Source organism: Roseinatronobacter thiooxidans (assembly GCF_001870675.1).
Taxonomy (GTDB): domain Bacteria; phylum Pseudomonadota; class Alphaproteobacteria; order Rhodobacterales; family Rhodobacteraceae; genus Roseinatronobacter; species Roseinatronobacter thiooxidans.
On the sequence record NZ_MEHT01000009.1, the window covers coordinates 192,193 to 217,544 of the forward strand.

Annotated in this window: 23 protein-coding genes; 16 read left to right on the forward strand and 7 right to left on the reverse strand. The window is 60.1% G+C overall.

Annotated features, from left to right (window positions below; translation table 11 throughout):
• The first annotated feature begins 5 nt into the window (after window positions 1–5).
• From BG455_RS05500 to BG455_RS05515, 4 genes are all read left to right on the forward strand, one after another.
• On the forward strand, window positions 6–980 hold the full coding sequence (locus tag BG455_RS05500) for a TDT family transporter (RefSeq protein ID WP_071468957.1): 975 nt from the start codon (window positions 6–8) through the stop codon (window positions 978–980).
• A gap of 68 nt (window positions 981–1,048) precedes the next feature.
• The gene (guaB, locus tag BG455_RS05505) at window positions 1,049–2,497 is read left to right on the forward strand and encodes an IMP dehydrogenase (RefSeq protein ID WP_071468958.1); all 1,449 of its coding nucleotides are present in this window, start codon (window positions 1,049–1,051) and stop codon (window positions 2,495–2,497) included.
• Between the two features lie 231 nt (window positions 2,498–2,728).
• Window positions 2,729–4,489 (forward strand): SulP family inorganic anion transporter, encoded by a 1,761-nt coding sequence (locus BG455_RS05510; RefSeq protein ID WP_071468959.1) that lies wholly within the window; start codon window positions 2,729–2,731, stop codon window positions 4,487–4,489.
• A gap of 415 nt (window positions 4,490–4,904) precedes the next feature.
• Window positions 4,905–6,182 (forward strand): hypothetical protein, encoded by a 1,278-nt coding sequence (locus BG455_RS05515; RefSeq protein WP_143079881.1) that lies wholly within the window; start codon window positions 4,905–4,907, stop codon window positions 6,180–6,182.
• Between the two features lie 161 nt (window positions 6,183–6,343).
• Here BG455_RS05515 and tsf read toward each other — a convergent pair whose 3' ends face one another.
• The 3 genes from tsf to deoD form a co-directional block, all read right to left on the reverse strand.
• The gene (gene tsf / locus BG455_RS05520) at window positions 6,344–7,237 is read right to left on the reverse strand and encodes a translation elongation factor Ts (protein ID WP_071468961.1); all 894 of its coding nucleotides are present in this window, start codon (window positions 7,235–7,237) and stop codon (window positions 6,344–6,346) included.
• 81 nt (window positions 7,238–7,318) lie between these two features.
• Complete coding sequence (rpsB, locus tag BG455_RS05525; protein WP_071468962.1) at window positions 7,319–8,098, reverse strand: 30S ribosomal protein S2; 780 nt, start codon at window positions 8,096–8,098, stop codon at window positions 7,319–7,321.
• Between the two features lie 153 nt (window positions 8,099–8,251).
• On the reverse strand, window positions 8,252–8,974 hold the full coding sequence (gene deoD, locus BG455_RS05530; protein ID WP_071468963.1) for a purine-nucleoside phosphorylase: 723 nt from the start codon (window positions 8,972–8,974) through the stop codon (window positions 8,252–8,254).
• Window positions 8,975–9,072: 98 nt separating this feature from the next.
• Between deoD and hisB the strand changes: the two genes are divergently transcribed.
• From hisB to dtd, 9 genes are all read left to right on the forward strand, one after another.
• Window positions 9,073–9,660, forward strand: coding sequence for an imidazoleglycerol-phosphate dehydratase HisB (gene hisB / locus BG455_RS05535; RefSeq protein ID WP_071469144.1), 588 nt, complete (start codon window positions 9,073–9,075; stop codon window positions 9,658–9,660).
• 4 nt (window positions 9,661–9,664) lie between these two features.
• Entirely contained in the window at window positions 9,665–10,303 is a 639-nt protein-coding gene (gene hisH / locus BG455_RS05540; RefSeq protein WP_071468964.1) for an imidazole glycerol phosphate synthase subunit HisH, read from the forward strand.
• 63 nt (window positions 10,304–10,366) lie between these two features.
• Window positions 10,367–11,266, forward strand: a complete 900-nt coding sequence (locus BG455_RS05545) for a pseudouridine synthase (protein ID WP_071469145.1) — start codon at window positions 10,367–10,369, stop codon at window positions 11,264–11,266.
• 210 nt (window positions 11,267–11,476) lie between these two features.
• Window positions 11,477–12,343, forward strand: a complete 867-nt coding sequence (locus tag BG455_RS05550) for a 5-bromo-4-chloroindolyl phosphate hydrolysis family protein (protein ID WP_071468965.1) — start codon at window positions 11,477–11,479, stop codon at window positions 12,341–12,343.
• Window positions 12,344–12,390: 47 nt separating this feature from the next.
• Complete coding sequence (locus tag BG455_RS05555) at window positions 12,391–13,569, forward strand: toxic anion resistance protein (protein WP_071468966.1); 1,179 nt, start codon at window positions 12,391–12,393, stop codon at window positions 13,567–13,569.
• Between the two features lie 16 nt (window positions 13,570–13,585).
• On the forward strand, window positions 13,586–14,587 hold the full coding sequence (locus tag BG455_RS05560) for a DUF2927 domain-containing protein (protein ID WP_170124683.1): 1,002 nt from the start codon (window positions 13,586–13,588) through the stop codon (window positions 14,585–14,587).
• Between the two features lie 44 nt (window positions 14,588–14,631).
• The gene (locus tag BG455_RS05565) at window positions 14,632–15,726 is read left to right on the forward strand and encodes an SPFH domain-containing protein (RefSeq protein WP_071468967.1); all 1,095 of its coding nucleotides are present in this window, start codon (window positions 14,632–14,634) and stop codon (window positions 15,724–15,726) included.
• Window positions 15,727–15,850: 124 nt separating this feature from the next.
• Window positions 15,851–16,942: a TFIIB-type zinc ribbon-containing protein gene (locus BG455_RS05570; RefSeq protein ID WP_071468968.1), complete on the forward strand. Its 1,092-nt coding sequence runs from the start codon at window positions 15,851–15,853 to the stop codon at window positions 16,940–16,942.
• Window positions 16,942–17,388 carry a D-aminoacyl-tRNA deacylase gene (dtd, locus tag BG455_RS05575; protein ID WP_071468969.1) on the forward strand — a complete coding sequence of 149 codons (447 nt, stop codon included), beginning with the start codon at window positions 16,942–16,944 and terminating at the stop codon, window positions 17,386–17,388. The genes BG455_RS05570 and dtd overlap by 1 nt, the downstream gene beginning before the upstream one ends.
• Before the next feature lie 17 nt (window positions 17,389–17,405).
• Here dtd and BG455_RS05580 read toward each other — a convergent pair whose 3' ends face one another.
• The 3 genes from BG455_RS05580 to BG455_RS05590 form a co-directional block, all read right to left on the reverse strand.
• Window positions 17,406–18,098, reverse strand: coding sequence for an HAD family hydrolase (locus tag BG455_RS05580; RefSeq protein WP_071468970.1), 693 nt, complete (start codon window positions 18,096–18,098; stop codon window positions 17,406–17,408).
• Window positions 18,098–19,138, reverse strand: a complete 1,041-nt coding sequence (locus BG455_RS05585; protein WP_071468971.1) for an aldo/keto reductase — start codon at window positions 19,136–19,138, stop codon at window positions 18,098–18,100. The genes BG455_RS05580 and BG455_RS05585 overlap by 1 nt, the downstream gene beginning before the upstream one ends.
• Window positions 19,139–19,207: 69 nt before the next feature.
• A complete protein-coding gene (locus BG455_RS05590) occupies window positions 19,208–19,462 on the reverse strand; it encodes an I78 family peptidase inhibitor (RefSeq protein WP_071469147.1) in 255 nt (84 codons plus the stop codon).
• Between the two features lie 138 nt (window positions 19,463–19,600).
• On the opposite strand from BG455_RS05590, the gene BG455_RS05595 reads away from it, so the two are divergent.
• From BG455_RS05595 to rimO, 3 genes are all read left to right on the forward strand, one after another.
• Window positions 19,601–20,227 carry an ImuA family protein gene (locus tag BG455_RS05595; protein WP_071468972.1) on the forward strand — a complete coding sequence of 209 codons (627 nt, stop codon included), beginning with the start codon at window positions 19,601–19,603 and terminating at the stop codon, window positions 20,225–20,227.
• A gap of 132 nt (window positions 20,228–20,359) precedes the next feature.
• Entirely contained in the window at window positions 20,360–21,535 is a 1,176-nt protein-coding gene (locus tag BG455_RS05600) for a geranylgeranyl reductase family protein (RefSeq protein WP_071468973.1), read from the forward strand.
• Window positions 21,536–21,574: 39 nt separating this feature from the next.
• A complete protein-coding gene (gene rimO, locus BG455_RS05605; RefSeq protein WP_071469148.1) occupies window positions 21,575–22,963 on the forward strand; it encodes a 30S ribosomal protein S12 methylthiotransferase RimO in 1,389 nt (462 codons plus the stop codon).
• 3 nt (window positions 22,964–22,966) lie between these two features.
• Here the strand turns inward: rimO and BG455_RS05610 are convergent, their stop codons facing one another.
• Window positions 22,967–25,303: a Tex family protein gene (locus BG455_RS05610; protein WP_071468974.1), complete on the reverse strand. Its 2,337-nt coding sequence runs from the start codon at window positions 25,301–25,303 to the stop codon at window positions 22,967–22,969.
• Between the last annotated feature and the right edge of the window lie 49 nt (window positions 25,304–25,352).

The following is a 25,352-nucleotide window of genomic DNA, read 5'->3' on the forward strand; positions in this document are numbered from 1 at the left end:
CAGCCATGACCCAGACCCGCCGCCCCATGCCGCCGCCTTTGAAAATGCCCGCGCCCGGCCTGTGGCGGCGCACCCCGCCTGCGATCTTTCCGCCCATATTCGGGCTGTTCGGGCTGGGGCTTGGCTGGCGGGCTGCGGGGTCTGTGATAGGGGATATCTTGCTGGGCGGGGTCACGCTGTTGTTCCTGTTCGCGCTGGTGGCCTATCTGGCCAAGCCCCTGCGCAGGCCCGGCGTATTGATCGAGGAGATGCGCGTTCTGCCCGGGCGCGCGGGGCTGGCGGCGGCCAGCCTGTCGCTGATGCTGATGGCGGCAAGCCTTGCGCCCATCGCACCCCGACTGGCGATGGTGACGGGCATTGTGGCCTTTGGCCTGCATCTGGGGCTGGTGGCGCTGCTGGTTTTCGTCTTGCGCCGCGCACCGCCAGAGGGGCGCGTGGTGACCCCTGTCTTTCACCTGAGTTTTGTAGGCTTCATCGTCGGCGGCATTGTGGCGAATGCGCTGGGATACCCGCAAGTGGCAACATGGCTGCTTTGGTCGATGCTGTTGCCTGCGGGGCTAATCTGGGGGATTTCCGCGCGCCAGTTGGTGCAGCGTACCCCGCCTGCGCCCTTGCGCCCGCTTCTGGCGATCCATCTGGCCCCTGCCTGCCTGTTTGCCATTGTCGCGCATGACGCCGGGCTGGAAGCTGCGGCAATGGGGTTCAGCGCTGTGGCCGCAGTAATTTTCGCAGCATTAATCCTGTCGCTGCGCTGGCTGACGCAAAGCGGTTTCTCCGCACTCTGGGGCGCGTTTACCTTTCCGCTGGCGGCCTTTGCCTCGGCCTTGATGCTGGTGTCGCAGCCCCAGTCCATACCCGGCCTGATCGGTCTGGGCATTTTGTTTTGTGCCACGCCGATCGTCGTGATTATCGCGTTTCGCATCTTCAAGATGTGGGCAAGCGGCACCCTTGCCGCAAAGACCAATGCCGCAGAGGCTTAGGGGTTTTCATTTCCTTCAAGACATGAAAAAGGAACCTGCCAAGCGATCCACCCATAAGGAGACCCGTCATGGAGATTCGTGAGGCCCTTACCTTTGATGATGTGCTGCTGGTGCCTGCCGCCTCGCGCGTGCTGCCCACACAGGCGGACACGTCAACATTTGTCACGAAATCCATCCGGTTGAACATTCCGCTGCTGTCTTCGGCGATGGACACTGTGACCGAGGCGCGCATGGCCATTGCCATGGCGCAATCGGGCGGCATGGGCGTGATCCACCGCAATCTGGATATAGAGGCGCAGGCGCAGGACGTGCGGCGCGTGAAACGGTTTGAATCGGGCATTGTCTATAACCCGATCACACTGACCCCCAACCAGACGTTGCGCGACGCAAAGGAATTGCAGGCGCGCTATAATGTTACCGGCTTTCCTGTGGTCGATGAGCAGGGGCGTGTTCTGGGCATTGTCACCAACCGTGACATGCGCTTTGCCAGCGATGACAGCACACCTGTCAAGGCGATGATGAGCGCGGATAATCTGGCCATTCTGCGCGAACCCGCCGACCGGGCCGAGGCACGCAGCCTGATGCAGGCGCGCCGGATCGAGAAGCTGCTGGTCACCGATGCGGAAGGGCGTTTGACGGGCCTTCTGACGCTGCGCGACAGTGATCGCGCGGTGCTGAACCCGACAGCCTGCAAGGACGATCTGGGCCGCCTGCGGGTTGCCGCCGCAACCACAGTGGGCGATGCGGGATTCGAACGCTCGATGGCGCTGATCGAGGCAGGTGTTGATCTGGTGGTCATCGACACGGCACATGGTCATTCCGAAGGGGTTGCCAAAGCGGTCGAGCGGATCAAGGCGGAATCCAGCACAGTGCAAGTCGTTGCAGGCAATGTCGCCACGGCTGCGGCCACCCGCGCGCTGATCGATGCGGGTGCGGATGCCGTGAAGGTGGGGATCGGGCCGGGGTCTATCTGCACCACGCGGGTTGTGGCCGGTGTGGGTGTGCCGCAACTGACCGCAATTATGGATTGCGCAAGGGCTGCGGGCGACATTCCCGTTATTGCCGATGGCGGGATCAAGATGTCGGGCGATTTCGCCAAGGCGATTGCGGCGGGCGCGTCATGTGCGATGGTCGGCTCTGCGATTGCGGGCACGGATGAGGCACCGGGCGAAGTGATCCTGTATCAGGGGCGCAGCTTTAAAAGCTACCGTGGGATGGGCAGTCTGGGGGCAATGGCGCGCGGGTCTGCGGACAGGTATTTCCAGAAAGATGCCGCCAGCGACAAACTGGTGCCCGAAGGGATTGAAGGGCAAGTCCCCTATAAAGGGGCCGCCGGGGCAGTTCTGCACCAGCTTGTGGGCGGTTTGCGCGCTGCAATGGGCTATACCGGCAACGCAACAGTGGCCGAGATGCGCAGCAATTGCGAATTCGTGCGCATTACCAATGCGGGGCTGAAAGAAAGCCATGTGCATGATGTGCAGATCACGCGCGAAAGCCCGAATTACCGGATCGGGTAAGGAACGCCCATATAACGAAAAAGGCTGCACCGGCATGCTGGTGCAGCCTTTTTGTTGCGCCCATAGCACCGCGCAAGCAGGTATAAAGCCAAGGCGCAGCGCAGGCAAACTCTGCACTTAACACATTCAATACTTGCAATATATATTCAGTCCCATATATAGCGGGCAACCCTGTGCTGGTCTGCACCGCAAAATGCCAGCGCCCCCACTTTTTTCGTCAGGTTGCCATCAATGCTCACCCGTTTTTTGCCATTCCTGTCATGGGCACGCAGCTATTCGCGTGCGGACATGACCAATGACCTGATTGCAGCTGCGGTTGTGACCATCATGCTGGTGCCCCAGGGCATGGCCTATGCCATGTTGGCGGGCCTGCCGCCGCAAGCGGGTCTTTATGGGGCGATGCTGCCCTTGCTGCTTTATGCGGCCTTCGGCACCTCGAATGCGCTGGCGGTGGGGCCTGTGGCGGTTGTGGCGCTGATGACAGCGGCGGCGGCGGGATCGGTTGCTGAAATTGGCGGGCCGGACTATCACCTTGCCGCCCTGTGGATTGCGCTGTTGTCGGGCGTCATGATGCTGACGCTGGGCCTGTTCAAACTTGGGTTTCTGGCGAATTTCCTCAGCCATCCGGTAATCTCCGGCTTCATCACAGCGGCGGGCATCCTGATTGCCTCCAGCCAGTTGCGGCATTTGCTGGGGGCCGATATCAGCGGCAAGACCCTGCCAGAGGTGATCCCCTCGCTGATCCGCAATATCGGGGATCTGTCGCTTATCACACTGGCGCTGTCTGTGGTGATGCTGGGCTTTCTGTTCTGGTCGCGCGCGGGTCTGGCGCGGCTGCTTGTCCGGCTGGGCCTGTCTGCGCCAGTGGCAAAATTGCTGGGAAAAACAGCGCTGCTGATTGCGGTTGTGGGGTCCACGCTGGCGGTATGGGGTTTCGGGCTGGACCAGATGGGCGTTGCCTCTGTCGGGGACATCCCGCGCGGCTTGCCGCAAATCGGCCTGCCCGCCTTCGAGATTGACCTGATCCAACTGCTGCTGGCCCCTGCGGCGATGATCGCCATTGTTGGCTATGTCGAATCCATCTCGATCGCGCAAACGCTGGCAGCCAAGAAGCGCCAGTTCATCGACCCTGACCGCGAATTGGTCGCACTTGGGCTGGCCAATCTGGGCGCAGGCGTCACCAATGCCATGCCGGTGACAGGGGGCTTGTCACGCTCTATCGTGAATTACGATGCGGGCGCATCCACCCCCGCAGCCGGTGCGATTACGGCGCTGATGATCGGGGTTGCAGTGCTGGTGCTGACGCCGCTGATGTTCTATCTGCCGCGCGCCACATTGGCGGCGATCATTATCGTGGCCGTGTTCTCGCTGCTGGATTTCCGCGCCCTGCCCCGCACCTGGGCCTATTCGCGCGCCGATGGGGCCGCGATGGCGGCAACCATGGCAGTGACCCTGCTGATCGGGGTGGAACAAGGGCTGCTCGCCGGTGTCGGGCTGTCGCTGCTGCTGTATCTCTACCGCACTTCGCGCCCGCATATGGCCGTGGTGGGTCAGGTGCCGGGAACCGAGCATTTCCGCAATGTCACGCGGCACGCCGTGGTGACAGACCCCGCGATCTTCTCTATCCGGGTAGATGAATCGCTATATTTCCCCAATGCCCGCGCACTGGAAGACCGGATTGTGCAGGCGCTGGCCGACACCCCTGCCCTGCGCCATGTGGTGCTGCAATGCACAGCGGTGAATTACATCGACGCCTCTGCACTGGAGAGCCTTGACGCGATCAACGAGCGGCTGAAAGATGCCGCTGTTTCCTTCCATCTGTCCGAGGTGAAAGGGCCGGTGATGGACCAGTTGGAGAAAAGCCACCTGCTGCATGATCTGACCGGGCAGGTGTTTTTGACGCAGTATGAGGCGATGCTCGCCCTCTCGCCCGAGGTGACCCGCGACTGCCTTGCCTCAAAGCGTTGCGAGACGCTGTTGTCCAAGGCTTGACAAAGGCAACCAAAGCCTAACGCAAATGCAGTTTAAGGCTGTAGGAGACATTCGCTTGATGTGCCGTTCATTCTGTTAAACTTCTGGCATAGCAACATGCGCCATCTCCTTCCAACTGGCAGAAGCGGCCAGCACCGACCCGATAATGCGCAAGATTTTCGCTGCCATCCGACGCCTCCAAGCGCATGACCACGCCAAACGCCACGAAATTAGCGCACATGGTCTGCCTGCGGCGCAAAAAACATCCTAATCTTGCTTGGAAAATGCGGTTTTGCGGCCTGATCGCCGCAGATCGCGGCTCTTTGTGGCGCGCAACCACCACTTGGGACGGAAAATACTTGTAGATTCGCCCGATGCAAATCATTCTGATGTCAATCGACAGGCCACGAAGGGAATGTTGGCTAAGCGGATTATCATGAACGAACTTCACAGCCAAAATCGCATATCATATCAGCCATCAAAAGATGATGATTCCAATTTCACGCTTGACATAGGCATGAAGCATGATTTTTCTTGCTTTGCGCTGTGGAACGGAGCGCTTGAACGTGCCGATGACATAGTTGCAGACTTGCATCGCGAATTTCAAATAATCGCAGACTTCGAAGTTCACTGGACGAAAGAGTTCTACAGACAAAATATTGCGCGTTTTTACGAGCGCCCTGTTCCAGAGGGTCCGTTCATTGACTGGGACAGCAAGATCGGCCCAACCCCTTTCCGCTTTCTTATTATCCGAGACCCCCAACCGCGATACACTTGGAAAAAAAGTGTTTCAGGCCGTATTGAGCCTTCGAATGAAAATGTGGTTAAGGCGAAATATCGATACAGAGACTTTTTCACAAAAAAGTATCAGGTACATTCAAGCAATAATATTGACGAATTCCTGTTTCAAGCAGTTATGCTTCTTGGTGTGAACCGGTTGCTTCACGCTCTCGATAATCCATCAACAGAACTACAGATTTTAGAAAAAGATCTTGAGGGCCATGACGGTTGGTCGAGTTGGCAGCATCTGTTTGATGTGTTGAATATCGGGGCGCGCTACTTGGTCTTGCGCAACTTCGAGGGGCTTCCCAAGCAGCTTTTGGATCAGGATGTTGATTTTCTCTGTGACAATTATCAAAGGCTTGCTTCGCTTTGCGCGGTAATACAAAAATCTTCACAGCCATACAAGGGGAAGGTCAAAGTTGAAGGCGAAGGCATTGATGTGAACATAAGGTATGTTGGGGACAAGTATTATCCCGCAGCATGGCAGATAGATATGCTTAGGCGGCGCCACCTTGATGACGGATTTTTTATGCCTGCGCCAGACGACCGTTTTTTCTCTGTTCTGTATCACTGCAAGGTACAGAAGCTTCAGGTCAAGAGCAAACATGTCCCCGAACTTTCCGCACTCGCGACGGAGTTGAGATTTGATTGGTTTGATTGTGCGGTCCTGAGCGATGATAAGGAGTGCGGCAAGATTTTGGCGGGATACATGGGTGCGAGAGGATTATATTATGAAGATCCCGTAGATAAGGCGGTTCAAAAGAATTGGCCTGTCATTGAGCATCTTCCCAAATGTGAGCCAAAGGACCAAAAGCGAAATCTTGTGCAGAACTTCGGCCTCGCAATCCTCCACCCCAATAAGGCAAAAGATTTTGCAGTGCGGAAGTTAAAGGTACAGGTGGAGCGGCTTTTCATGCGTTCAGGGGGCTAGTGTTCGGCACCTCATACAAAATACCCAACGGCGGCTTCGTCCCGCATCGCTTACGCTGCAGACACCCCAAGGCTTAATCGGCCCAAACCATGACAGCGCCAAAAGCGCATAAAAAACGGCGCCCGGATCGGGCGCCGTTTTTTCAAACAAAGGCGAAAGCCTTAGCTGTTCATCTTCGCCACTTCTTCAGCGAAGTTTTCTTCTTTCTTCTCGATCCCTTCGCCAACACCCATGCGGATATAGCCCAGAATTTCGACGCCCGCATCTTTGGCAGCCTGTGCAACCGTGATGTCGGGGTTCATGACGAATTTCTGGTTTACCAGCGTGTTTTCTTCCAGATACTTCTTCATCCGGCCGGGGATGATGTTGTTCTGGATCACAGCTTCGGGCTTGGGCTTGTCGGCGGTGGCGTTTTCTTCCAGCGCTTTTTGCGTCTGGACAGACCGCTCACGCTCGACCACGGCGGGGTCAAGTGCGTCTTCGTTCAGCGCCAAAGGGCTGGTTGCCGCGATATGCATGGCAATCTGCTTGCCAATGCCGTTATCGGCACCTTTCAGCGCGACCAGAACACCAATTCTGCCCATGCCATCGGCAGCGGCATTGTGGACATAGGCCGCAACCGCATCGCCCTCGATCGCTTCCATCCGGCGCAGCGTCATGTTTTCGCCGATTTTGGCGATGGCATCGGTCAGAACAGTCTCGACCGGCTTGCCAGCAACATGGGCGGCTTTCAGGTCTTCAACAGACGCCACACCAAGTGCGGCTGTCGTGATCTGTGCGACCATACCTTGGAATTCGGCATTTTTTGCAACGAAATCGGTTTCCGAGTTGATCTCGACTGCGACACCCTTGCCGCCCTCGACAGCGACGCCAACCAGACCTTCGGCGGCCACGCGGTCTGCTTTCTTCGCAGCCTTGGCCAGACCTTTGGTGCGCAGCCAGTCGGTTGCCGCGTCCATGTCGCCATTATTTTCAGTCAGCGCCTTTTTGGCGTCCATCATACCTGCGCCAGTTGATTCGCGCAGTTCCTTCACCATTGCAGCGGTGATTGTCATGGGGTTTTCTCCTGCATAAATGCGGTGTGACAGGGCGTTTGAGCACGCGCCTGTCACAACTTCATGTCACTTGGTCAAAGATTACGCGTCAGTGGCTTCTACGCCAGCTTCGGCCAATACTTCCTCAACCGGAGTTTCTTCCAATGCGCCAAGGTCAATGCCTGCCGCGCCCATTTGCGCGCTCATCCCGTCAAGGGCTGCGCGTGCTGCAAGGTCGCAATACAGCGCAATCGCGCGCGCCGCGTCGTCATTGCCGGGGATGATGTAGTCAACGCCTTCGGGTGGGCAGTTGGTGTCAACCACGGCCACAACCGGAATGCCCAGTTTCTTGGCTTCCAGAATGGCCAGATCTTCTTTGTTCACGTCAATGACGAAGATCAGGCTGGGAAGGCCGCCCATGTCGCGGATACCGCCAAGCGAGGCTTGCAATTTGGCCTGCTCGCGCTCCATGCCCAGACGCTCTTTCTTGGTCAGGCCTTCGGCGCCGCTTTCCAGCTGCTCGTCAATGGCTTTCAGGCGCTGGATCGACTGGGACACGGTTTTCCAGTTGGTCAGCGTGCCACCCAGCCAGCGGTGGTTCATGTAGAACTGCGCCGAACGCTCGGCCGCGTCTGCGATCGACTTGGCCGCCTGACGCTTGGTGCCGACGAACAGGATGCTGCCGCCTTTGGCGACTGTCTCGCGGATGACATTAAGCGCGGCATCCAGCAGGGGCAGCGTCTGTGTCAGGTCGAGAATGTGAATGCCATTCCGCTCGCCGTAGATATACGGGGCCATGCGGGGGTTCCAGCGCTGGGTCTGGTGGCCGAAGTGAACGCCAGCTTCCAAAAGCTGACGCAACGTGAAATCAGGAAGCGCCATATCGTTTTCCTTTCCGGTTTGCGCCTGAGCAGAGGATTTCAAGGCGTATCGCCTCAACCGGTGGACTGTCGGGGTCTGTCTGTCCCGCAAGCCCGCCTCTGCCTGTGAAGTGACGTTGCCTTAGCGCCTTGGGTGCAGGGATGCAAGGCGGTTTTATCCGCGCGCTTCTGTTGCCGGGAACGCCGCCTGAAGCGCCAGTTCGATCATATCGCCGAAGCTTTGTTCGCGGTCTTGCGCGGGCAAGGCGTCATGCGTCAGCAAATGGTCGGAGATGGTCAGCATAGCCAGCGCGCGCACACCATGCCGCGCGGCAACGGCATAAAGTTCTGCCGCTTCCATTTCCACACAGAGCACGCCGTGGCGCTGCATGATCTCGTTCAGGTCGGGGCGCTCGTCATAGAACACGTCCGAAGAATAGATATTGCCCACATGCGTGCGCACGCCCCGTGCCTGTGCCGCAGTATAGGCCGCATGCAACAGCCCGAAATCGGCACAGGGGGCGAAGTTGATCTCTCGGAATATTCCACGCGACGGCATGGTCAGGGTTGTGCAGGCCTGCCCCAGAACAATATCCCTAATTCCGACATCCTGCTGCATCGCGCCCGCCGATCCAACGCGGATAAGCGTTTTGGCACCAAAATCGCGGATCAATTCATTGGCATAGATCGAGAGCGACGCCATGCCCATGCCAGAGCCGTGAATTGTGACACGGTTGCCGCGCCATGTGCCTGTATATCCCAGCATGCCGCGCACCTGATTGACGCAAACAGCATCTGTCAGGAAGGTCTGCGCTGCCCATTTGGCGCGCAACGGGTCGCCCGGCATCAGCACGGTTTCGGCAATCTGGCCCTGCTCGGCCCCAATGTGAATGGTCATCTGTATCCCCGATCTTGTCTTTGGGCGCAGATTGCCCCCTTCCCCCGCGCGGCGCAAGCGCCTATACCTCGGCGCGGAAAACCGCCAAGGAAAACCCGATGCGCACAGCCACCATAACCCGCAAGACCCATGAAACCGATATTACGGTCACGATCAATCTGGATGGCACGGGCCGCTATGACTGCCAGACAGGTGTCGGGTTTTTCGACCATATGCTGGACCAGTTGGCGCGGCATTCGCTGATCGATATCGACCTGCGCGCAAAGGGCGATCTGCATATCGACGATCACCACACGGTCGAGGATTGCGGCATAGCCCTTGGGCAGGCATTGGCGCAGGCGCTTGGCGACAAGCGCGGCATCCGCCGCTACGGCGCGTGCAACCTGCCGATGGATGACGCGCAAGTGGCCTGCGCGCTGGACCTGTCCGGCCGCCCCTATCTGGTCTGGTCACTTGAATTCCCAACTGCCAAGATCGGGACATTTGACACCGAATTGGTGCGCGAGTTCTTTCAGGCGCTGGCCACCCATGGCGGCATCACGCTGCATATAGACAAGTTGCACGGGTTCAATTCGCATCACATCGCCGAGGCTGCGTTCAAAGCCGTGGCGCAAGCCCTGCGCGCGGCGGTCGAGACGGACCCGCGCAAATCCGATGCAATCCCGTCCACCAAAGGGGCGCTTTAATCCGATGCTGACAGTTCTGGTCGATTATGACAGCGGCAATCTGCATTCCGCCAGCAAAGCCTTTCAGCGCATGGCGCAGGATGTGGGCGGTGGTGATGTGCTGGTCAGTGCGCGCGCCGAAGATGTTGCGCGCGCAGACCGGATCGTGCTGCCCGGTGACGGGGCGTATCCGGCCTGCCGCCGCGCGCTGGGGGCCGTGGATGGCATGGTCGAGGCGCTGGAAGACGCCGTGCAGCGCCGCGCCGTGCCCTTTATGGGCATTTGTGTGGGCATGCAGATGCTGGCCACCATGGGCCGCGAATATGAGGATGTGGCCGGTCTGGATTGGATCGGCGGCGAGGTGGTGCGCATTGCCCCGCAGGATAAAAGCCTGAAAGTGCCGCATATGGGCTGGAATGATCTGGTGATCGACCGCGCCCATCCGGTGCTGGAGGGGTTGGACAGCGGCGATCACGCCTATTTCGTGCATTCCTATCACTTTCTTGTGGCCGATCCGGCGCATCTGGTCGCGCATGTGGACTATGCCGGGCCAGTGACAGCTATTGTGGCCCGCGACACGATCATCGGGATGCAGTTTCACCCCGAAAAATCGCAATCTGCCGGCTTGCGGATGATTGCGAATTTTCTGACCTGGGCCCCTTGAGCAGACACCCCGGGGGCTTTGCCCCCGGACCCCCAGGATATTTGGACAAGGATGAAAGATCATATGATCACACCTGACAAGACTGACACACCGCAGCCATCGGGGGATCGTATTGCCAAGGTTCTGGCACGCGCGGGCGTGGCCTCGCGCAGGCAGGCCGAAATCCTGATTGTCGAGGGGCGCGTTTGCGTGAATGGCAAGCGCATTGACAGCCCCGCGCTGAATGTGACGCCGTCAGACCGCATTACAGTCGATGGCAAACCCTTGCGCGCGCCAGAGCCTGCGCGGCTTTGGCTCTATCACAAGCCGCTTGGGCTGGTGACGACCACCCGCGATGATGAGGGGCGGCCCACGGTTTTCGACAATCTGCCCGAAGGGCTGCCGCGTGTCGTCTCTGTCGGGCGGCTGGACCTGAATTCGGAAGGGTTGCTGCTGCTGACCAATGACGGCACGCTGAAACGCAAGCTGGAATTGCCCAGTACCGGCTGGTTGCGCAAGTATCGGGTGCGGGTGAATGGCGCGCCCACAGACGAGATGCTGGCCCCCTTGCGCGAAGGGATCGTGGTTGAGGGCGAAAATTTTCAACCTATGATTGTTGCGATTGACCGCCAGCAAGGCGCGAATGCCTGGCTGACCATCGGCATCCGCGAAGGGCGCAACCGCGAAATCCGCCGCGCGCTGTCTTATGTGGGGTTAAGCGTCAACCGCCTGATCCGCATCAGCTATGGTCCTTTCCAGCTGGGCACCCTGGCCAAAGGCGCGGTAGAGGAAGTCAAAGCGCGTGTGCTGCGTGAGCAACTGGGCGAGGGTGCGCGCGAGACAGAGGGTGACACCCCGAAGCCGCCGCGCAAGCAAAAGCCGCGCCCCCCTGTGGCGCGTGGCGACAGGCCGCGCAAGGACGACCCCGCCGCCACCCGCACGGGCCGCCCGCCTGCGAGAGCCCGCCCCACAAGAAAACCGTGATCGTAGCCTAGCCCGCCCCTGCCCGTTTTCGCGCCGCGATCGCATTGTTTGATGCGGCGCATCTTCAAAACCAGTTCGTCCTGACATATATCTAATGTATTAACGGTTTATCGGAGTAGTCGCAGATGTCATCCACAGGGTTGCAGAAAACATCTTTCGCCCTGTTGGTGGCGTTGGTGATCTATGTCGCGTTTGTCGGGGGCTAGGGATATGAGCCAGCGGTTCGGCGGGCGCTACAGCCCGAATGCGGAGAAACAGACCACGCCTGTCGCGGTTGCGCGCCCGCATCCGGTGGGGGCGCGGGTGAATATTCTGTTTGTGCTGCCCTTCGCCTTTGCCTTTCGCGCGTTTTTCCAAGACCCGGCAGGATTGGTGCTGAACCTTGCCGCATTTGGCGTGTTGATGCTGGCGGCATGGCTGACACGCGAGGGGGTTTTGGCGCAGGCGGCCTATGAGGCGCGCACTGTCGCGCGCAGGCCCGCCATTCCACGCAAAATCTTCGGCTCTGTGCTGATGGGGGCCGGTTTGGGGGCGGCGGCGCTGAGCGCAGGGCCTGTGGCTGCGCTGAGTCTGGCCGCGCTGGGGGCGGTACTGCATTTCGGGGCCTTTGGCGCCGATCCGTTGAAAGACAAGGGCATGGAGGGGATCGACACCTTCCAGACAGATCGTGCCGCCCAAGCGATCGAGGAAGCCGAGCGCCACCTGAGCGATATGACCAGCGCCATCAAGCGCAGCGGCGACCGTACGCTTGCGCGCCGCGTGGAGGGGTTTGCCGCCAATATCCGCCCGCTGTTTCGCACAATCGAGAATGATCCGCGCAGATTGAATGCCGCGCGCCGCTATTTGGGAATTTACCTGATGGGCGCGCGCGATGCGACGGTGAAATTCGCCGATATTTTTGCACGCAACCAAGACCATGATGCGCGCGTTGAATATGAAGCCCTGCTGGATGATCTGGAAAACAGGTTTGCGCTGCGGCGCGAGGCCCTGCTGGCGGATGACAGAACGGCGCTTGATATCGAGATCGAGGTTCTGCGCGAAAGGCTGGAACGCGAAGGGCTGCGCACAGGCGACTGAAATTACGTTGACCACCTATTCAAGAATAATACACAGAGGGATCGTTCATGTCTGAGAAACTTCGCATAGAAGCTGAAGCCTTAACATCTGAAATCAGCGCGCTGGTTGACACGCCTTTGGCAGAGCCGTCGAATGAGTTGGTCATCCTCGACACTGCATCAGAGGATGACGCGCAGGCAATCACCCGCCGCATGGCCGAGATTGACATTCACCAGACCGGCTCGATCATCGGGTTCGGGTCGCGGGCGCAGCTGGATTTGCAGCAGATCAGCCAGTCCATGCTGGCCGATGTGAAAAGCAAGGATATTGGCCCCGCTGGCGATGGCCTGCGCGAAATGGTCACCACATTGCGCGGGTTTTCAGTCAGCGAGTTGGACACGCGCCGCCAGCGCAGCTGGTGGGAGCGCCTGACAGGCAAAGCAGCACCGCTGGCCAAGTTTCAGGAACGCTATGCAACCGTTCAGGGCCAGATCGACCGGATAACCGGCAATTTGCTGAACCACGAGACGACGCTTCTCAAGGATATCAAGTCGCTCGACAAGCTGTATGAAAAGACGCTGGAATTCTACCATGAACTGGCGCTTTACATCGCGGCGGGCGAGGCGAAAATCAAGCATCTGGATGCCAATGACATTCCCGCCAAACAAGCCGAGGTCGAGGCCGCGCCCGAGAATGACCAAGTGCTGAAAGCACAGGAATTGCGCGACCTGCGCGCGGCGCGTGACGATCTGGAGCGGCGTGTGCATGACCTGAAACTGACACGGCAGGTCACCATGCAATCGCTGCCCTCGATCCGGCTGGTGCAGGAGAATGACAAATCGCTGGTCACCAAGATCAACTCGACCTTGGTAAATACGGTCCCACTGTGGGAAACGCAACTGGCGCAGGCGCTGACCATCCAACGCTCGCGCGAGGCGGCGCAGGCGGTGCGTGCGGCCAATGATCTGACCAATGACCTGCTGACCTCGAATGCCGAGAACCTGCGCAGCGCCAACCGCGAAGTGCGCGAAGAGGTCGAGCGCGGTGTGTTCGATATAGAAGCGGTGAAAAAGGCCAATGATTCGCTTATTGCCACGATTGAGGACAGTTTGCAGATTGCCGATGCAGGGCGCGCCAAACGCGCCGAGGCAGAGGCAGAGCTGGTCAAGATGGAAGCAGAGCTGCGCCAGTCCCTGTCATCTGCACGCGCCCGCGATGACAACAGCGCAAATCGTTCTGACGTCTGATCTTATGCCAAGGGCCATGCCAATACATCTGCCCGCCCCCAAGCTGCGCGCGCCTGTTGCAAAACATGCAGCCAGCGGGTGCGGGCTGGCCTTGGCCTGTGGTCTGTGGCTGTCAGGCTGCACCTGGACACCAGAGGCGGCCGAAACAGCGGCCGCACCTGCATCGGTGGCGGTACCTGTTGCACCGCTGGAACGCGAACAGATAGACGTCACGCCCCCCCCCGATGATGTAACCGCCTATTTTATCGCGCTGGAAAACCGCCGCCTCAGCGACGGGATGCTGCGCACGGAACGCATGCCGCGCGATGTGCCTTTTTCTGCGCGCGATCTTGAAGATATCTTCGTCCAGATTGCGTTATACGAAGAATACAGCTTCGTCGGAAACCGCATCATCGAACGTGCGACCCCGACTGTGCTGCGGCGCTGGCAAGACCCTGTCAGGCTTTCGCTGGAATTTGGCGCTGCGGTGCCCGCTTCGGTGCAAAGGTCGGATCGCAGTTTTGTCGCGGGCTATGTCAACCGCTTGGGGCGGCTGACGGGACACCCGATGTCGCTGGTGGATCGCAGCGCCAATTTCCATGTGCTGGTGGTTACCGAAGCAGAGCGCCAGGCACTGGCCCCGCGCCTGTCGCAGCTGGTGCCGGGCATCGATTCGGTCACGCTTGATCTGGTGCGCGATCTGCCGCTGAGCGTGTCTTGCCTTGTGCTGGCCTTTTCGCGCAGCGGCACGGATATCTATACCGATGCGATTGCCATTATCCGCGCCGAATTGCCCGACCTGTCGCGCCGTGCTTGCTATTACGAGGAACTGGCCCAAGGCATGGGCCTGCCCAATGACAGCCCCCGCGCGCGCCCGTCTTTGTTCAACGACACATCCGAATTTGCCGTGCTGACTGCACTGGATGAAAACATGCTGCGCACCCTCTATGACCCGCGCCTGCGCCCCGGAATGGCGGAACGCGAAGCCCGCCCCATCATCCGCCGCATCGCCGCAGAGTTGATGGGCGGTGAAAGTTAGGCAATACTGCTGTTAAATTTGCACATTGGGACAAAGGTGCCGTTATGGTTTTCAACTTTCTGAAGGGTCAGTTCATCGATGTTATCGAATGGACAGACGACACTCGCAACACGATGGTTTACCGCTTCGAGCGGTATGGAAACGAGATAAAATATGGTGCCAAGCTGACTGTGCGCGAAGGGCAGCTGGCCGTATTTGTGCATGAAGGCCAGCTGGCCGATGTGTTCGAGCCGGGCATGTATATGCTCGAGACGAACAACATGCCGATCCTGACCAGCTTGCAGCATTGGGATCACGGGTTCAGCTCTCCGTTCAAGTCGGAAATATATTTCATCAACACCCGCCGCTTTGCCGGTCTGAAATGGGGCACGCAGAACCCCGTCATGCTGCGCGACCCCGAATTCGGGCCATTGCGGCTGCGCGCGTTCGGGTCTTATGCCGTGCGCGTGCAAGACCCTGTTGCCTTCATGCGCGAGATTGTGGGCACCGATGGCGATTTCACCCAAGAGAAAATCGCAGGCCAGATCCGCAATATTGTGGTGCAGAAAGTCAGCCGCGTGCTGGCGGCAAGTGGCATTCCGGCGCTGGATATGGCGGCCAATACCAAAGACCTGTCCGATGTGATCAGCAAGGCCATCGCGCCCACGCTGGCCGAATACGGGCTGGAAATGCCAGAATTGTATATCGAGAATATCTCGCTGCCGCCCGAGGTCGAGAAAGTGCTTGATCAGCGCACCAGCATGGGAATTGTGGGCGATCTGAACAAATTCACCCAGTTTTCTGCCGCGCAAGCCATGCAGAAAGCCGCTGAAGGCGGCGATGGCGGCATGGGTGCCGGGCTTGGGGCCGGTATGGGCATGGGCATGGGCATGGGGATGGCGCAGGCCATGGGCCAAGCCATGGGCGGACAGCAAGCCGCCCCCCCGCCGCCCCCCCCGCCCGCGTCAGAGCAGATGTGGCATATCGCCGAGAACGGCCAGACCCGCGGCCCGTTTCCCCAATCCCAGCTTGCAGGGCAGATCACCCACGACACGCTGGTCTGGTCCGAAGGGCAGTCGGGCTGGCAAAAAGCAGGCGACATTCCAGCGCTGCGCGGTCTGTTCGCAGCCATGCCCCCGCCGCCCCCGCCCATCGGATAGCGGCACAAATTCCAGCGCATCCCTTGTGGCAAGTGTTGGAATTTGAGTATTTAGGGCAAGAAAATGGAATGCTTGCCAAGATGATCAGAGACCGGTTCACGGCCCGAAGGATACGGGACAGGGAATGGCACTTTCACAGCAAGAACACCGCTTTCCCTGCGCGCAATGCGGCGCGTCTTTGCGGTTTGAACCGGGACAGGCGCGGCTGAGTTGCGCCTATTGCGGCCATGAACAGCCCATCCCGCAGATGGATGACGCAACCCGCGTGACCAAGCTGCAATCGCTGGATTACCACGAAGCGGTTGCCCATGCCCTGCCGCCCGAGGATATTGAAGAAACAAAGGTCGTGAATTGCGCCACCTGCGGCGCGCAGGTCGAGTTTGAAGAGAATGTGCATTCCGCAGAATGCCCGTTTTGCGCAAGTCCTGTCGTGACCGATACAGGCACCCATCGCCATATCAAGCCACATGCCGTGCTGGCCTTTCGCCTGAGCGAGCGCGACGCGCATGAGAAAATGTCGAAATGGCTGAAAGGGTTATGGTTCGCGCCCTCGACCTTGGCCAAATATGCGCGCAGCACAGGCAAGTTGAACGGGCTGTATGTGCCCTATTGGGCCTTCGATGTGGCAACAAGGTCCAGCTATTCAGGCCAGCGCGGGACACATTATTATGTGACAACCGGCAGCGGCAAGAACCGGCGGCAAGAGCGGCGCACGCGCTGGAGCGCGGCATCCGGCCATGTGTCGCGGCAGTTTCTGGACCTTTTGGTCATGGCCGCGCAATCGCTGCCGCGCGCCAATATCCGCCGGCTGGAGCCGTGGACGCTGGCCGATCTGCAACCCTATAGCGCCGATTACCTGTCCGGGTTTCGCGCCGAGGGCTATACTGTGGAACTGCCCGAAGGGTTCGAGATTGCCAAACAGCGCATGGAAGAACAGATCCGCGCCGATATTTGCCGCGATATTGGTGGAGACGAGCAGCGCATCACCTCGATGAGCACGCAATATGAGGATGAGCGGTTCAAGCATCTGCTTTTGCCCATCTGGATGGCGGCCTATCGCTACCGGGGCAAAAGCTACCGCTTTATCGTCAATGGTCAGACCGGGCGCGTGCAGGGCGAGCGGCCCTGGTCCTGGCCCAAGATTGCGGGCGCGGTGCTGGCGGGGCTGGCATTTCTGGTGCTGGCCTTCTACGTCGCCGAAATGGGCGGGTTCTGATGCGCGCGCTGGTGCAACGTGTGACGCAAGCACATGTCTTGGTTGCGGGCGAGGCGGTTGGCCAGTGCGGCGCGGGCCTGCTGATCCTTGTCTGCGCAATGCAGGGCGACACAGAGGCGACAGCGGAAGCGCTGGCGCAGAAAATCCACAAGCTGCGCATTTTCCGCGATGCGGCAGGCAAGATGAACCTTGCGCTGAAAGACACGGGCGGCGCGGCACTTGTTGTCAGCCAGTTCACCCTTGCCGCCGACACGCGCAGCGGCAACCGCCCCGGCTTTTCCACCGCCGCCCCGCCTGTTGAGGGGGAACGGCTATATTTGCATTTCGCCCAAGTCCTGCGCGATCTGGGTGTGGCGGTCGAGACAGGGCGGTTCGGTGCGGAAATGGCAGTGCATCTGGTCAATGACGGACCAGTGACGATCTGGCTGGATACCGCCGCCCCCTGAAGGGCACGGCGGGCAAGTTACGCCAACGCTTGCGGCAAATGGCCGATATCGGGCAGGACAAGATCGGCATAGGGGGCCAGATCGGCCTGTGTTGCCATGCCCGTCAGCACAGCCACTGTCTGCATTCCGGCCGCGCGGCCTGCCACCAGATCATGCGTGCTGTCGCCAACCATCACCACCCTGCCCGCCTCCAGCCCGGTGAAATTGGCGAATCCAAGCAGCATGTCGGGCGCGGGTTTGGGGGTGAAGCCGCTGTCATAGCCCAGCACATGGGCGAACTGGTCCAGAATACCCGCCCGCGTCAGGTGATCGCGCGCGATGGATTCCGCGTCATTCGTGGCAACGCCCAGCACCAGCTTGCGCGCGCGCAAGCCTTGCATCAATGGGGCCAAGGGAACTGGCGGGACCATTTCAGCAAGGGCCGCGCTGCGAAACAGATAGGTTTTCAGCGCATCCGCTGTCCAATCGGGCAGAAAAGGGGCCAGCAGGCGCACAGGTTCATCCATCGTGCCTGCGATAACGGGCGAATCGTGCAAAAACTGCCCTGCCGCCAGATCAAAGCGGATTGCCTGCGCCATGGCAGCCGCGCGCGCTGTGTCGCCGTCGGACAGCCGGTGCAGCAATGCCGCCGCCCATGCCGACCAACTGGCGGCGAAATCGAACAGGGTGCCATCCTTGTCGAACAGCACCGCCTGAACCCCTGTCAGCATCAGAACACCATCGGCATGGCGCGGTTCAGCTGGTCGATTGCGCCCTTGACCTCATCGGGTAGAACAACATCGCGCCCTGCCAGAATATGGCCCAGTTGCGCCGATGTCGTGGCCCCGATGATGGGCAGGGTTTGCGCAGGGCGTGTGCAGGTCCATTGAATGGCCATATGCACAGGGTCCAGCCCGAATTCATGCGCAATCGCCATATAGCCCGAGACCGCCTCGAAAACGCGCCCTGTAATGCGCCCGCCCAGATCGGGGTTGCGCGCGCGGCGCGAATCCTCTGGTGTGACATTGCCTGCATATTTTCCCGTCAGCAGACCGGCGGCCAAGGGCGAATAAGCCAGCAGGGGAATATTCTCGTTCACGCAAGCCTCGGCCAGATCAAGGTCGAACAGGCGGCACAGCAGCGAATATTCATTCTGCAAGCTGACAACCCGTGGCAGGCCCTCTGCCTCGGCCAGATGCAGCCACATGCCCAAGCCCCACGCACTTTCATTGGACAGCGCCAGATGCTTGATTTTGCCTTGCGCGATCAGCTCTGCCGCGCAGCTTAGCACTTCGCGCATATGCGCCACTGTGGTGTCGCGCTTCTGGTTGGAGGGGTCAAAACCCCAAACCTTGCGGAAATGATATGACCCGCGATTGGGCCAGTGCAGTTGGTATATATCGATACATTCGACTTGTAGCCGCCGCAAAGACGCCTCGACCGCGTCGCGCATCCGCGTGGCGGAAATCGGCGCGCCATCCTTGACCGCGTTAGAGCCAGCGCCGGTGATCTTGGTGGCCACCACGATATCGTCAGGCTTGCGGCTGGCGATCCAGCGCCCGACAATGGCTTCTGTGTCCCCCGCTGTTTCCAGCCGCACCGGATTGACCGGATACATTTCGGCGGCGTCCAGAAAATTTATGCCCGCCTCGCGCGCCATGTCCAGCTGGCGGTGGGCGTCGTGTTCATCGGTCTGGGTGCCAAAGGTCATCGTTCCCATACAATAGCGCGACACCATCAGATCCGAATGCCCAAGCTTCAGTTTTTGCATGACTAATCTTTCCCGTCTGTATGTTTGGGCGCAATGTAGCCGGTTTTTGCGGCGGGAACAGCCGCGAATTCAACCGCAGTAAATTCGGGTGATGCTGCGCGCCTTGTCATGCGCGATGTTCAGCCGCATCGGGTTCCAGTCCATTGTGACTGCAGTATCAGGGCCGATAATGCGGTTGGGCTGGGGCAGGTCTTGCCCCTCCAGCATCGAGAGGGGTTCACCTACAAATCCCTGAAGATCGGCGGCGATACACTCTTGCGGTGCTGGTTGCTGCATCTGGCACCCGCTTAGCACCAGCACCCCGATTGCAAAAATCCGTATCATGCGGACCCACTCCTTTAGACTGACATGCACGCCACAGATAGCAAAACCGCGCCAGTCGCGCATCTGTATTCACATGGGACAGGAACAAACTTGCCCAAAGACAGGGATATGCTAGGCTGGAACAAAAGAGGAACACATATGTCCTTTCAATTCACAGCCCCGCCACAAAGCCTTGATGCTCAGCCTTTGGCGCAGATCTTGCGCCTTATCCCCGGCCGCATGCATGAATTATGCGGGCCTGCGCGGCGGGTTCTGGCGGCATGGATCATGGCGCAGGCCCCCATGGGCGCGCCTGTCATCTGGATATGCCCTGGCTGGAAAGGGGACCGGCTGCATCCGCATGCGCTTTGCGACTGGGCCAGCCCCGAGGGGCTGATCATGCTGGAGACAGCGCGCGACGCCGAATCTCTGGGCTGCGCGGAAGAGGCGCTGCGCTCTGGCGCGGTGGCGCTGGTGGTGATGGAGCTTACCAACCCGCTTGCGCTGACCCCGCTGCGCAGGCTGCATCTGGCCGCCGAAGCGGGGCTGGAACGCCGCCGCACTCGGGCGCGCGACAGCACCGTTCTGGGGCTGGTTCTGACACCCGAAGAGGGCGGAACAGCCGGTGTCGAAAGCCGCTGGCATCTGGCCCCGCGCGCAGCATCGCAGCCCCCCCATAGCGCCTTGGTTCGGCCTGCATGGACATTGCAACGCCTGCGCGCCCGAATGGAGCCGCCAGCAAGCTGGCACATAGATGCCGGGTTGCAAGCATATAAAATTACCTGAACACAGGCACTTTTCCCAATCCTTACGCCTTTTTGCCGATCGCGGCACAGTGCCCCCAATCACGCTGGTGCGACCCGGTTATCTTCTCTATAGTCCTGAGATATTAAAATTTCCGGCATGAGTACCTCTCGAATGAATTGCACATATGACCTTGTTGTTATCGGTTCTGGTCCGGCGGGCAGCGCGGCTGCGCTGACGGCTGCGAAAGCCGGTCTTTCGGTTGCTCTGCTGGACAAATCGCCCTTCCCGCGCGACAAGCTGTGTGGTGGCGGGGTCACAGGACGGTCAGTACGCTATCTGAACGACATTTTCGACATCGCTCCCAGTGACGCCTTGTTTTTACAAAGCACGCAGGTGCGTCTGGCCTTTGAGGGGCGGGCAATCAGCGAACAACATACACCGACCCCCCTATATATGACCATGCGCCGCGACTTTGACGCAGCCTTGCACCATCAGGCAAGCGCCGCAGGTGTGCAGGTTTTTGCCCCTGTGCGCATTGCCGAAATCGACCTTGACGCCGTGTCGGTCACGCTGGCCGATGGCCGCCGCCTGACAGGGGCCGCGATGATTGGCGCAGACGGCGCGAATAGCGCAGTGGCGCGCGCGCTGTTTGGTCGCCCCTTCAACCCTTCTCAGATCGGCTTCGGGCTGGAGATAGAGATGGACCGCGCCCTTCTGGATGACAACACAACCGAAATCGACCTTGGTGCGGCAAACTGGGGCTATGGCTGGGTTTTCCCCAAGCACGACTCGATCACGCTGGGGGTTGGCGGCATTCACGCGCTCAACCCCGATATGAAATCGCATTTTCGGACATATCTGGCGCGACACGCCCCAAAACTGGCCGAGACGGGTGATTTCAAATGCAAGGGCGCGTTTCTTCCTTTTGGCGCCTATCGCAAGGTTCCCGGGCGCGGACGCATCCTGCTTGCAGGCGATGCCGCAGGGCTGGTGGACCCGATCACAGGAGAGGGCATAGCCTGGGCCATGAAATCGGGGCAATTCGCAGGTCAGGCCGTGGTTGAAGCGCTGGCGCAAGGCGGGCCGGATCAGGCAATGGCGGCCTATATGCAGCGCGTGTCCTTCATTCACCGCGAAATTGAAGCTGCGCACCGCATCCGCACACTTATTTATTCGCGGCCCGTGCGCCCCTTCTTTCCCCGCGCGGTAGAGCGCAACCCCACCATGAGCCGCACCTATCTGCGGCTGCTGGCGGGCGATCTGGACTATGCCGATCTGGGCTATAAGGTCATGTTCCGCCTGATGCGCCGCTTGGGGGGGAGTTTGCTGTACCGCCGCGCTGCATGAGGGCTTTCCGCCCTGCTCTGCATGCACTATATCCCGCGCATGAGTCAGAACCCAGCCGATCTTCGCCCCGATCTTGCCCCCCGCGCGCTGTTGCGTGACACCCCGCGCGCGGGCCAGCCGACCATCGGCATGGTCTCGCTTGGTTGCCCAAAGGCGTTGGTCGACAGTGAACGCATCCTGACGCGTCTGCGCGCCGAAGGGTATGGGATCAGCGCGGATTATGCAGGTGCAGATGCCGTCATTGTCAATACCTGTGGTTTCCTTGACAGTGCCAAGGCCGAAAGCCTTGAGGCGATTGGCGAGGCGCTGAGCGAGAATGGCCGCGTCATCGTCACGGGCTGTCTGGGCGCAGAGCCGGAATATATCACCGGCGCGCACCCCAAGGTGCTGGCGGTGACTGGCCCGCACCAGTATGAGGCGGTGCTGGATGCCGTGCATGCCGCCGTGCCCCCCAGCCCCGACCCGTTTATTGACCTGATGCCCGCCACCAGTGTCAGCCTGACCCCGCGCCACTATAGTTACCTTAAGATATCAGAGGGTTGCAACCACAAGTGCAAGTTCTGCATTATCCCCGACATGCGCGGCAAACTTGTCAGCCGCCCCGCCCATGCCATTGTTCGAGAAGCAGAAAAGCTGGTTGAGGCAGGTGTCAGGGAATTGCTGGTGATCAGTCAGGATACATCTGCCTACGGGCTGGATATCCAGCACAAAACCGACCGTGGCCACCGCGCCCATATCACCGATCTGGCCCGCGATCTGGGCAGTCTGGGGGCATGGGTGCGGCTGCATTACATCTACCCTTATCCCCATGTGCGCGAGTTGATCCCACTGATGGCCGAAGGGCTGGTGCTGCCTTATCTGGACATTCCGTTTCAGCACGCCCACCCCGACACGCTGCGGCGCATGGCGCGCCCTGCGGCGGCGGAACGCACCTTGGACCGCATCGCGGAATGGCGCGGCATCTGCCCCGAAATCACGCTGCGTTCGACCTTCATCGTCGGTTATCCGGGCGAGACAGAGGCAGAGTTTCAGAACCTCTTGGATTGGCTGGATGAGGCGCAACTGGACCGTGTGGGCTGTTTTCAGTATGAAAACGTGGCAGGCGCGCGGTCTAACGCGCTGCCCGATCATGTGCCCGATGAAGTGAAAGCCGATCGCTGGGACCGCTTCATGGCCAAGGCGCAGGCCATATCAGAGGCAAAACTGGCCGCCAAAGTTGGCCAGCGCATGGATGTGATTGTCGATGACATAGATGCCGAGGGCATTGCCACCTGCCGCACCAAGGCCGATGCGCCCGAGATTGACGGCAACCTGTTCATTGACGAAGGCACAGGCGGCATAAGTGTCGGGGATATCGTTCGCGTGGAAGTTGACGAGGCGGGCGAATACGACCTTTGGGGCCGATTGGTCAGCGCATCCCGCCCCTAAAGGTCAGGTCTTGCCGCGCATGGCCTGCAACAACGCCGCCCCCAACGCGCCCTGACTGTCCGCAGCGGGTTGTTTTGACGGCTGATGCGCAGGCTTGGCGGGTTTTGCGCTGTGCTGCCCGCGCGGTTTGATGTCTTTTTGCTGGCGTGGCGCGCCACTCTCAGCCGCAGCACCCCCATCTTTGCGCATGCTCAAGCCGATGCGCTTAAGCGGCACGTCCACTTCCGTCACGCGTACCTTGACGACATCACCTGCCTTGACCACCTCATGCGGGTCTTTCACGAAACGGTCGGCCAACTGGCTGACATGGACCAATCCATCCTGATGCACCCCGATATCGACAAAGGCCCCGAAGGCCGCGACATTGGTCACGGTGCCTTCCATCAGCATGCCTGCGCGCAGGTCTTTGATATCATCCACCCCATCGGTGAATCGCGCAGTGACAAAACTGGGGCGCGGGTCGCGGCCCGGTTTTTCCAGCTCTGCCAGAATATCGCGCACAGTTGGAAGGCCGAAATTGTCATCGACGAAATCTTGTGCGCGCAGGCCCTTTAAAGCCTCTGGCTGGCCCATGATGGCGCGAATATCGCGCCCGCAGGCCTGCACGATCCGGCGCGCCACGCCGTAGGCTTCGGGGTGTACGGATGTGGCATCCAGCGGCTCGGCACTCTCGCGGATGCGCAGGAAACCTGCGCATTGCTCGAACGCCTTTGGCCCCAGCCCTGCCACTTTCAACAACGCCTTGCGGCTGGGAAACGCGCCTTGCGCGTCCCGATGCGCGACCACCGACTGCGCCAATGATGCCCCCAGCCCCGCCACCCGCGCGAGCAACGGCGCAGAGGCGATGTTCAGGTCAACCCCCACCGCGTTCACTGCATCCTCGACCACCGCATCAAGGCTTTGGGCAAGGCGGCGCTGGTCCACATCGTGCTGGTATTGCCCCACACCAATGGATTGCGGCGTGATCTTGACCAGTTCGGCAAGCGGGTCTTGCAGCCGCCGCGCGATGGAAACCGCACCCCGCAGGCTGACATCCAGATCGGGAAATTCTTTCGCTGCCAGTTCAGAGGCCGAATAGATCGAGGCCCCCGCCTCTGACACGATCACGCTGGTGGGGCGCGCGCGGCCCTGTGGCATTGCCTTCAGCGCATCTGCCACCATGCGTTCCGTCTCGCGGCTGGCGGTGCCATTTCCGATGGCGATCAACTCAACCCCGTGCTGCGCGATCAGCTGCAAGATACGCGCCTGTGCGCCGCGCAAGTCGTTCTTGGGCTGGAACGGGTAAAGCGTGTCTGTCGCCACCAGCTTGCCCGTTGCATCGACAACTGCCGCCTTGACGCCGGTGCGGATGCCGGGGTCCAGCCCCAATGTGGCGCGTGGTCCGGCGGGCGCTGCCAGCAGCAAATCTTTCAGGTTGCGCGCAAACACCATGATTGCATCTTCATGCGCGCGCTGGCGCAATTCGCCCATCAGGTCCGCATACATCGACAGGCTAAGTTTGACCCGCCATGTCCATGCCGCCGTTTTGCGCAACCACATATCCCCCGGTGCGTGGCCCGGAATGCCAATGGCCGCACCGATCATGGCCTGCGCACGCTCTACCCCTGTGTCAGGGTCGGGCGCGATGTCGATTGTCACAACTTCTTCTTTGGCCGCGCGCAATATCGCCAATGCGCGGTGTGACGGGATCGTGGCCCAGCTTTCGCTATGGTCGAAATAGTCGGAAAACTTGGCGCCCTCTGCCTCTTTCCCCGGTTGGACGCGAGCAGAAATGACCGCCTCTTTGCGCATGAAATCGCGCAATTTGCCCAATAGGGTGGCGTTCTCGCTCAACTCCTCGGTCAGGATGTCGCGCGCGCCGTCCAGTGCGGCTTTTACTGTTGGCACGGCCTCGGTCACATAAGCCTCTGCCAGTGCGTCTGGTTCTGCCGCGCGGTCGGCCAGAATGGCGCGCAACAGCGGCTCCAGCCCGTTTTCGCGCGCAATCATGGCCTTGGTGCGCCGCTTTGGTTTGAAGGGCAGATAAATATCTTCCAGCGCGGCCTTCGTCTGCGCCGCGCCAATCGCTTGGGCCAGCGCATCGGTCAGTTTGCCCTGTTCGCGGATCGACCCCAGAATCACACCCCGCCGCGCCTCCATATCGCGCAGATAAACCAGCCGGTCGGACAGGGTACGCAATTGCGTGTCATCCAGCCCATCGGTGACTTCCTTACGGTAGCGCGCGATAAACGGCACTGTCGCGCCCCCGTCCAGCAGCGCAATCGCGGCGGCAACCTGCGCGGGGCGTGCATTGATTTCGGTGGCGATGGCCTGCGTGATACGCGGGTTTGGGTCTTGCACGGGAACTGTCCTTTCAGGTGTCGGACCTCTGTCTTAGTCGCTCTGGGCT

What these genes read in the sequence shown, in the direction of transcription:
- BG455_RS05500 (WP_071468957.1), top strand. Translation starts at nt 6, where the DNA reads ATGACCCAGACCCGCCGCCCCATGCCGCCGCCTTTGAAAATGCCCGCG.
- guaB (WP_071468958.1), top strand. Translation starts at nt 1,049, where the DNA reads ATGGAGATTCGTGAGGCCCTTACCTTTGATGATGTGCTGCTGGTGCCT.
- BG455_RS05510 (WP_071468959.1), top strand. Translation starts at nt 2,729, where the DNA reads ATGCTCACCCGTTTTTTGCCATTCCTGTCATGGGCACGCAGCTATTCG.
- BG455_RS05515 (WP_143079881.1), top strand. Translation starts at nt 4,905, where the DNA reads ATGAACGAACTTCACAGCCAAAATCGCATATCATATCAGCCATCAAAA.
- tsf (WP_071468961.1), bottom strand. Translation starts at nt 7,237, where the DNA reads ATGACAATCACCGCTGCAATGGTGAAGGAACTGCGCGAATCAACTGGC.
- rpsB (WP_071468962.1), bottom strand. Translation starts at nt 8,098, where the DNA reads ATGGCGCTTCCTGATTTCACGTTGCGTCAGCTTTTGGAAGCTGGCGTT.
- deoD (WP_071468963.1), bottom strand. Translation starts at nt 8,974, where the DNA reads ATGACCATTCACATTGGGGCCGAGCAGGGCCAGATTGCCGAAACCGTG.
- hisB (WP_071469144.1), top strand. Translation starts at nt 9,073, where the DNA reads ATGCGCACAGCCACCATAACCCGCAAGACCCATGAAACCGATATTACG.
- hisH (WP_071468964.1), top strand. Translation starts at nt 9,665, where the DNA reads ATGCTGACAGTTCTGGTCGATTATGACAGCGGCAATCTGCATTCCGCC.
- BG455_RS05545 (WP_071469145.1), top strand. Translation starts at nt 10,367, where the DNA reads ATGATCACACCTGACAAGACTGACACACCGCAGCCATCGGGGGATCGT.
- BG455_RS05550 (WP_071468965.1), top strand. Translation starts at nt 11,477, where the DNA reads ATGAGCCAGCGGTTCGGCGGGCGCTACAGCCCGAATGCGGAGAAACAG.
- BG455_RS05555 (WP_071468966.1), top strand. Translation starts at nt 12,391, where the DNA reads ATGTCTGAGAAACTTCGCATAGAAGCTGAAGCCTTAACATCTGAAATC.
- BG455_RS05560 (WP_170124683.1), top strand. Translation starts at nt 13,586, where the DNA reads ATGCCAATACATCTGCCCGCCCCCAAGCTGCGCGCGCCTGTTGCAAAA.
- BG455_RS05565 (WP_071468967.1), top strand. Translation starts at nt 14,632, where the DNA reads ATGGTTTTCAACTTTCTGAAGGGTCAGTTCATCGATGTTATCGAATGG.
- BG455_RS05570 (WP_071468968.1), top strand. Translation starts at nt 15,851, where the DNA reads ATGGCACTTTCACAGCAAGAACACCGCTTTCCCTGCGCGCAATGCGGC.
- dtd (WP_071468969.1), top strand. Translation starts at nt 16,942, where the DNA reads ATGCGCGCGCTGGTGCAACGTGTGACGCAAGCACATGTCTTGGTTGCG.
- BG455_RS05580 (WP_071468970.1), bottom strand. Translation starts at nt 18,098, where the DNA reads ATGCTGACAGGGGTTCAGGCGGTGCTGTTCGACAAGGATGGCACCCTG.
- BG455_RS05585 (WP_071468971.1), bottom strand. Translation starts at nt 19,138, where the DNA reads ATGCAAAAACTGAAGCTTGGGCATTCGGATCTGATGGTGTCGCGCTAT.
- BG455_RS05590 (WP_071469147.1), bottom strand. Translation starts at nt 19,462, where the DNA reads ATGATACGGATTTTTGCAATCGGGGTGCTGGTGCTAAGCGGGTGCCAG.
- BG455_RS05595 (WP_071468972.1), top strand. Translation starts at nt 19,601, where the DNA reads ATGTCCTTTCAATTCACAGCCCCGCCACAAAGCCTTGATGCTCAGCCT.
- BG455_RS05600 (WP_071468973.1), top strand. Translation starts at nt 20,360, where the DNA reads ATGAATTGCACATATGACCTTGTTGTTATCGGTTCTGGTCCGGCGGGC.
- rimO (WP_071469148.1), top strand. Translation starts at nt 21,575, where the DNA reads ATGAGTCAGAACCCAGCCGATCTTCGCCCCGATCTTGCCCCCCGCGCG.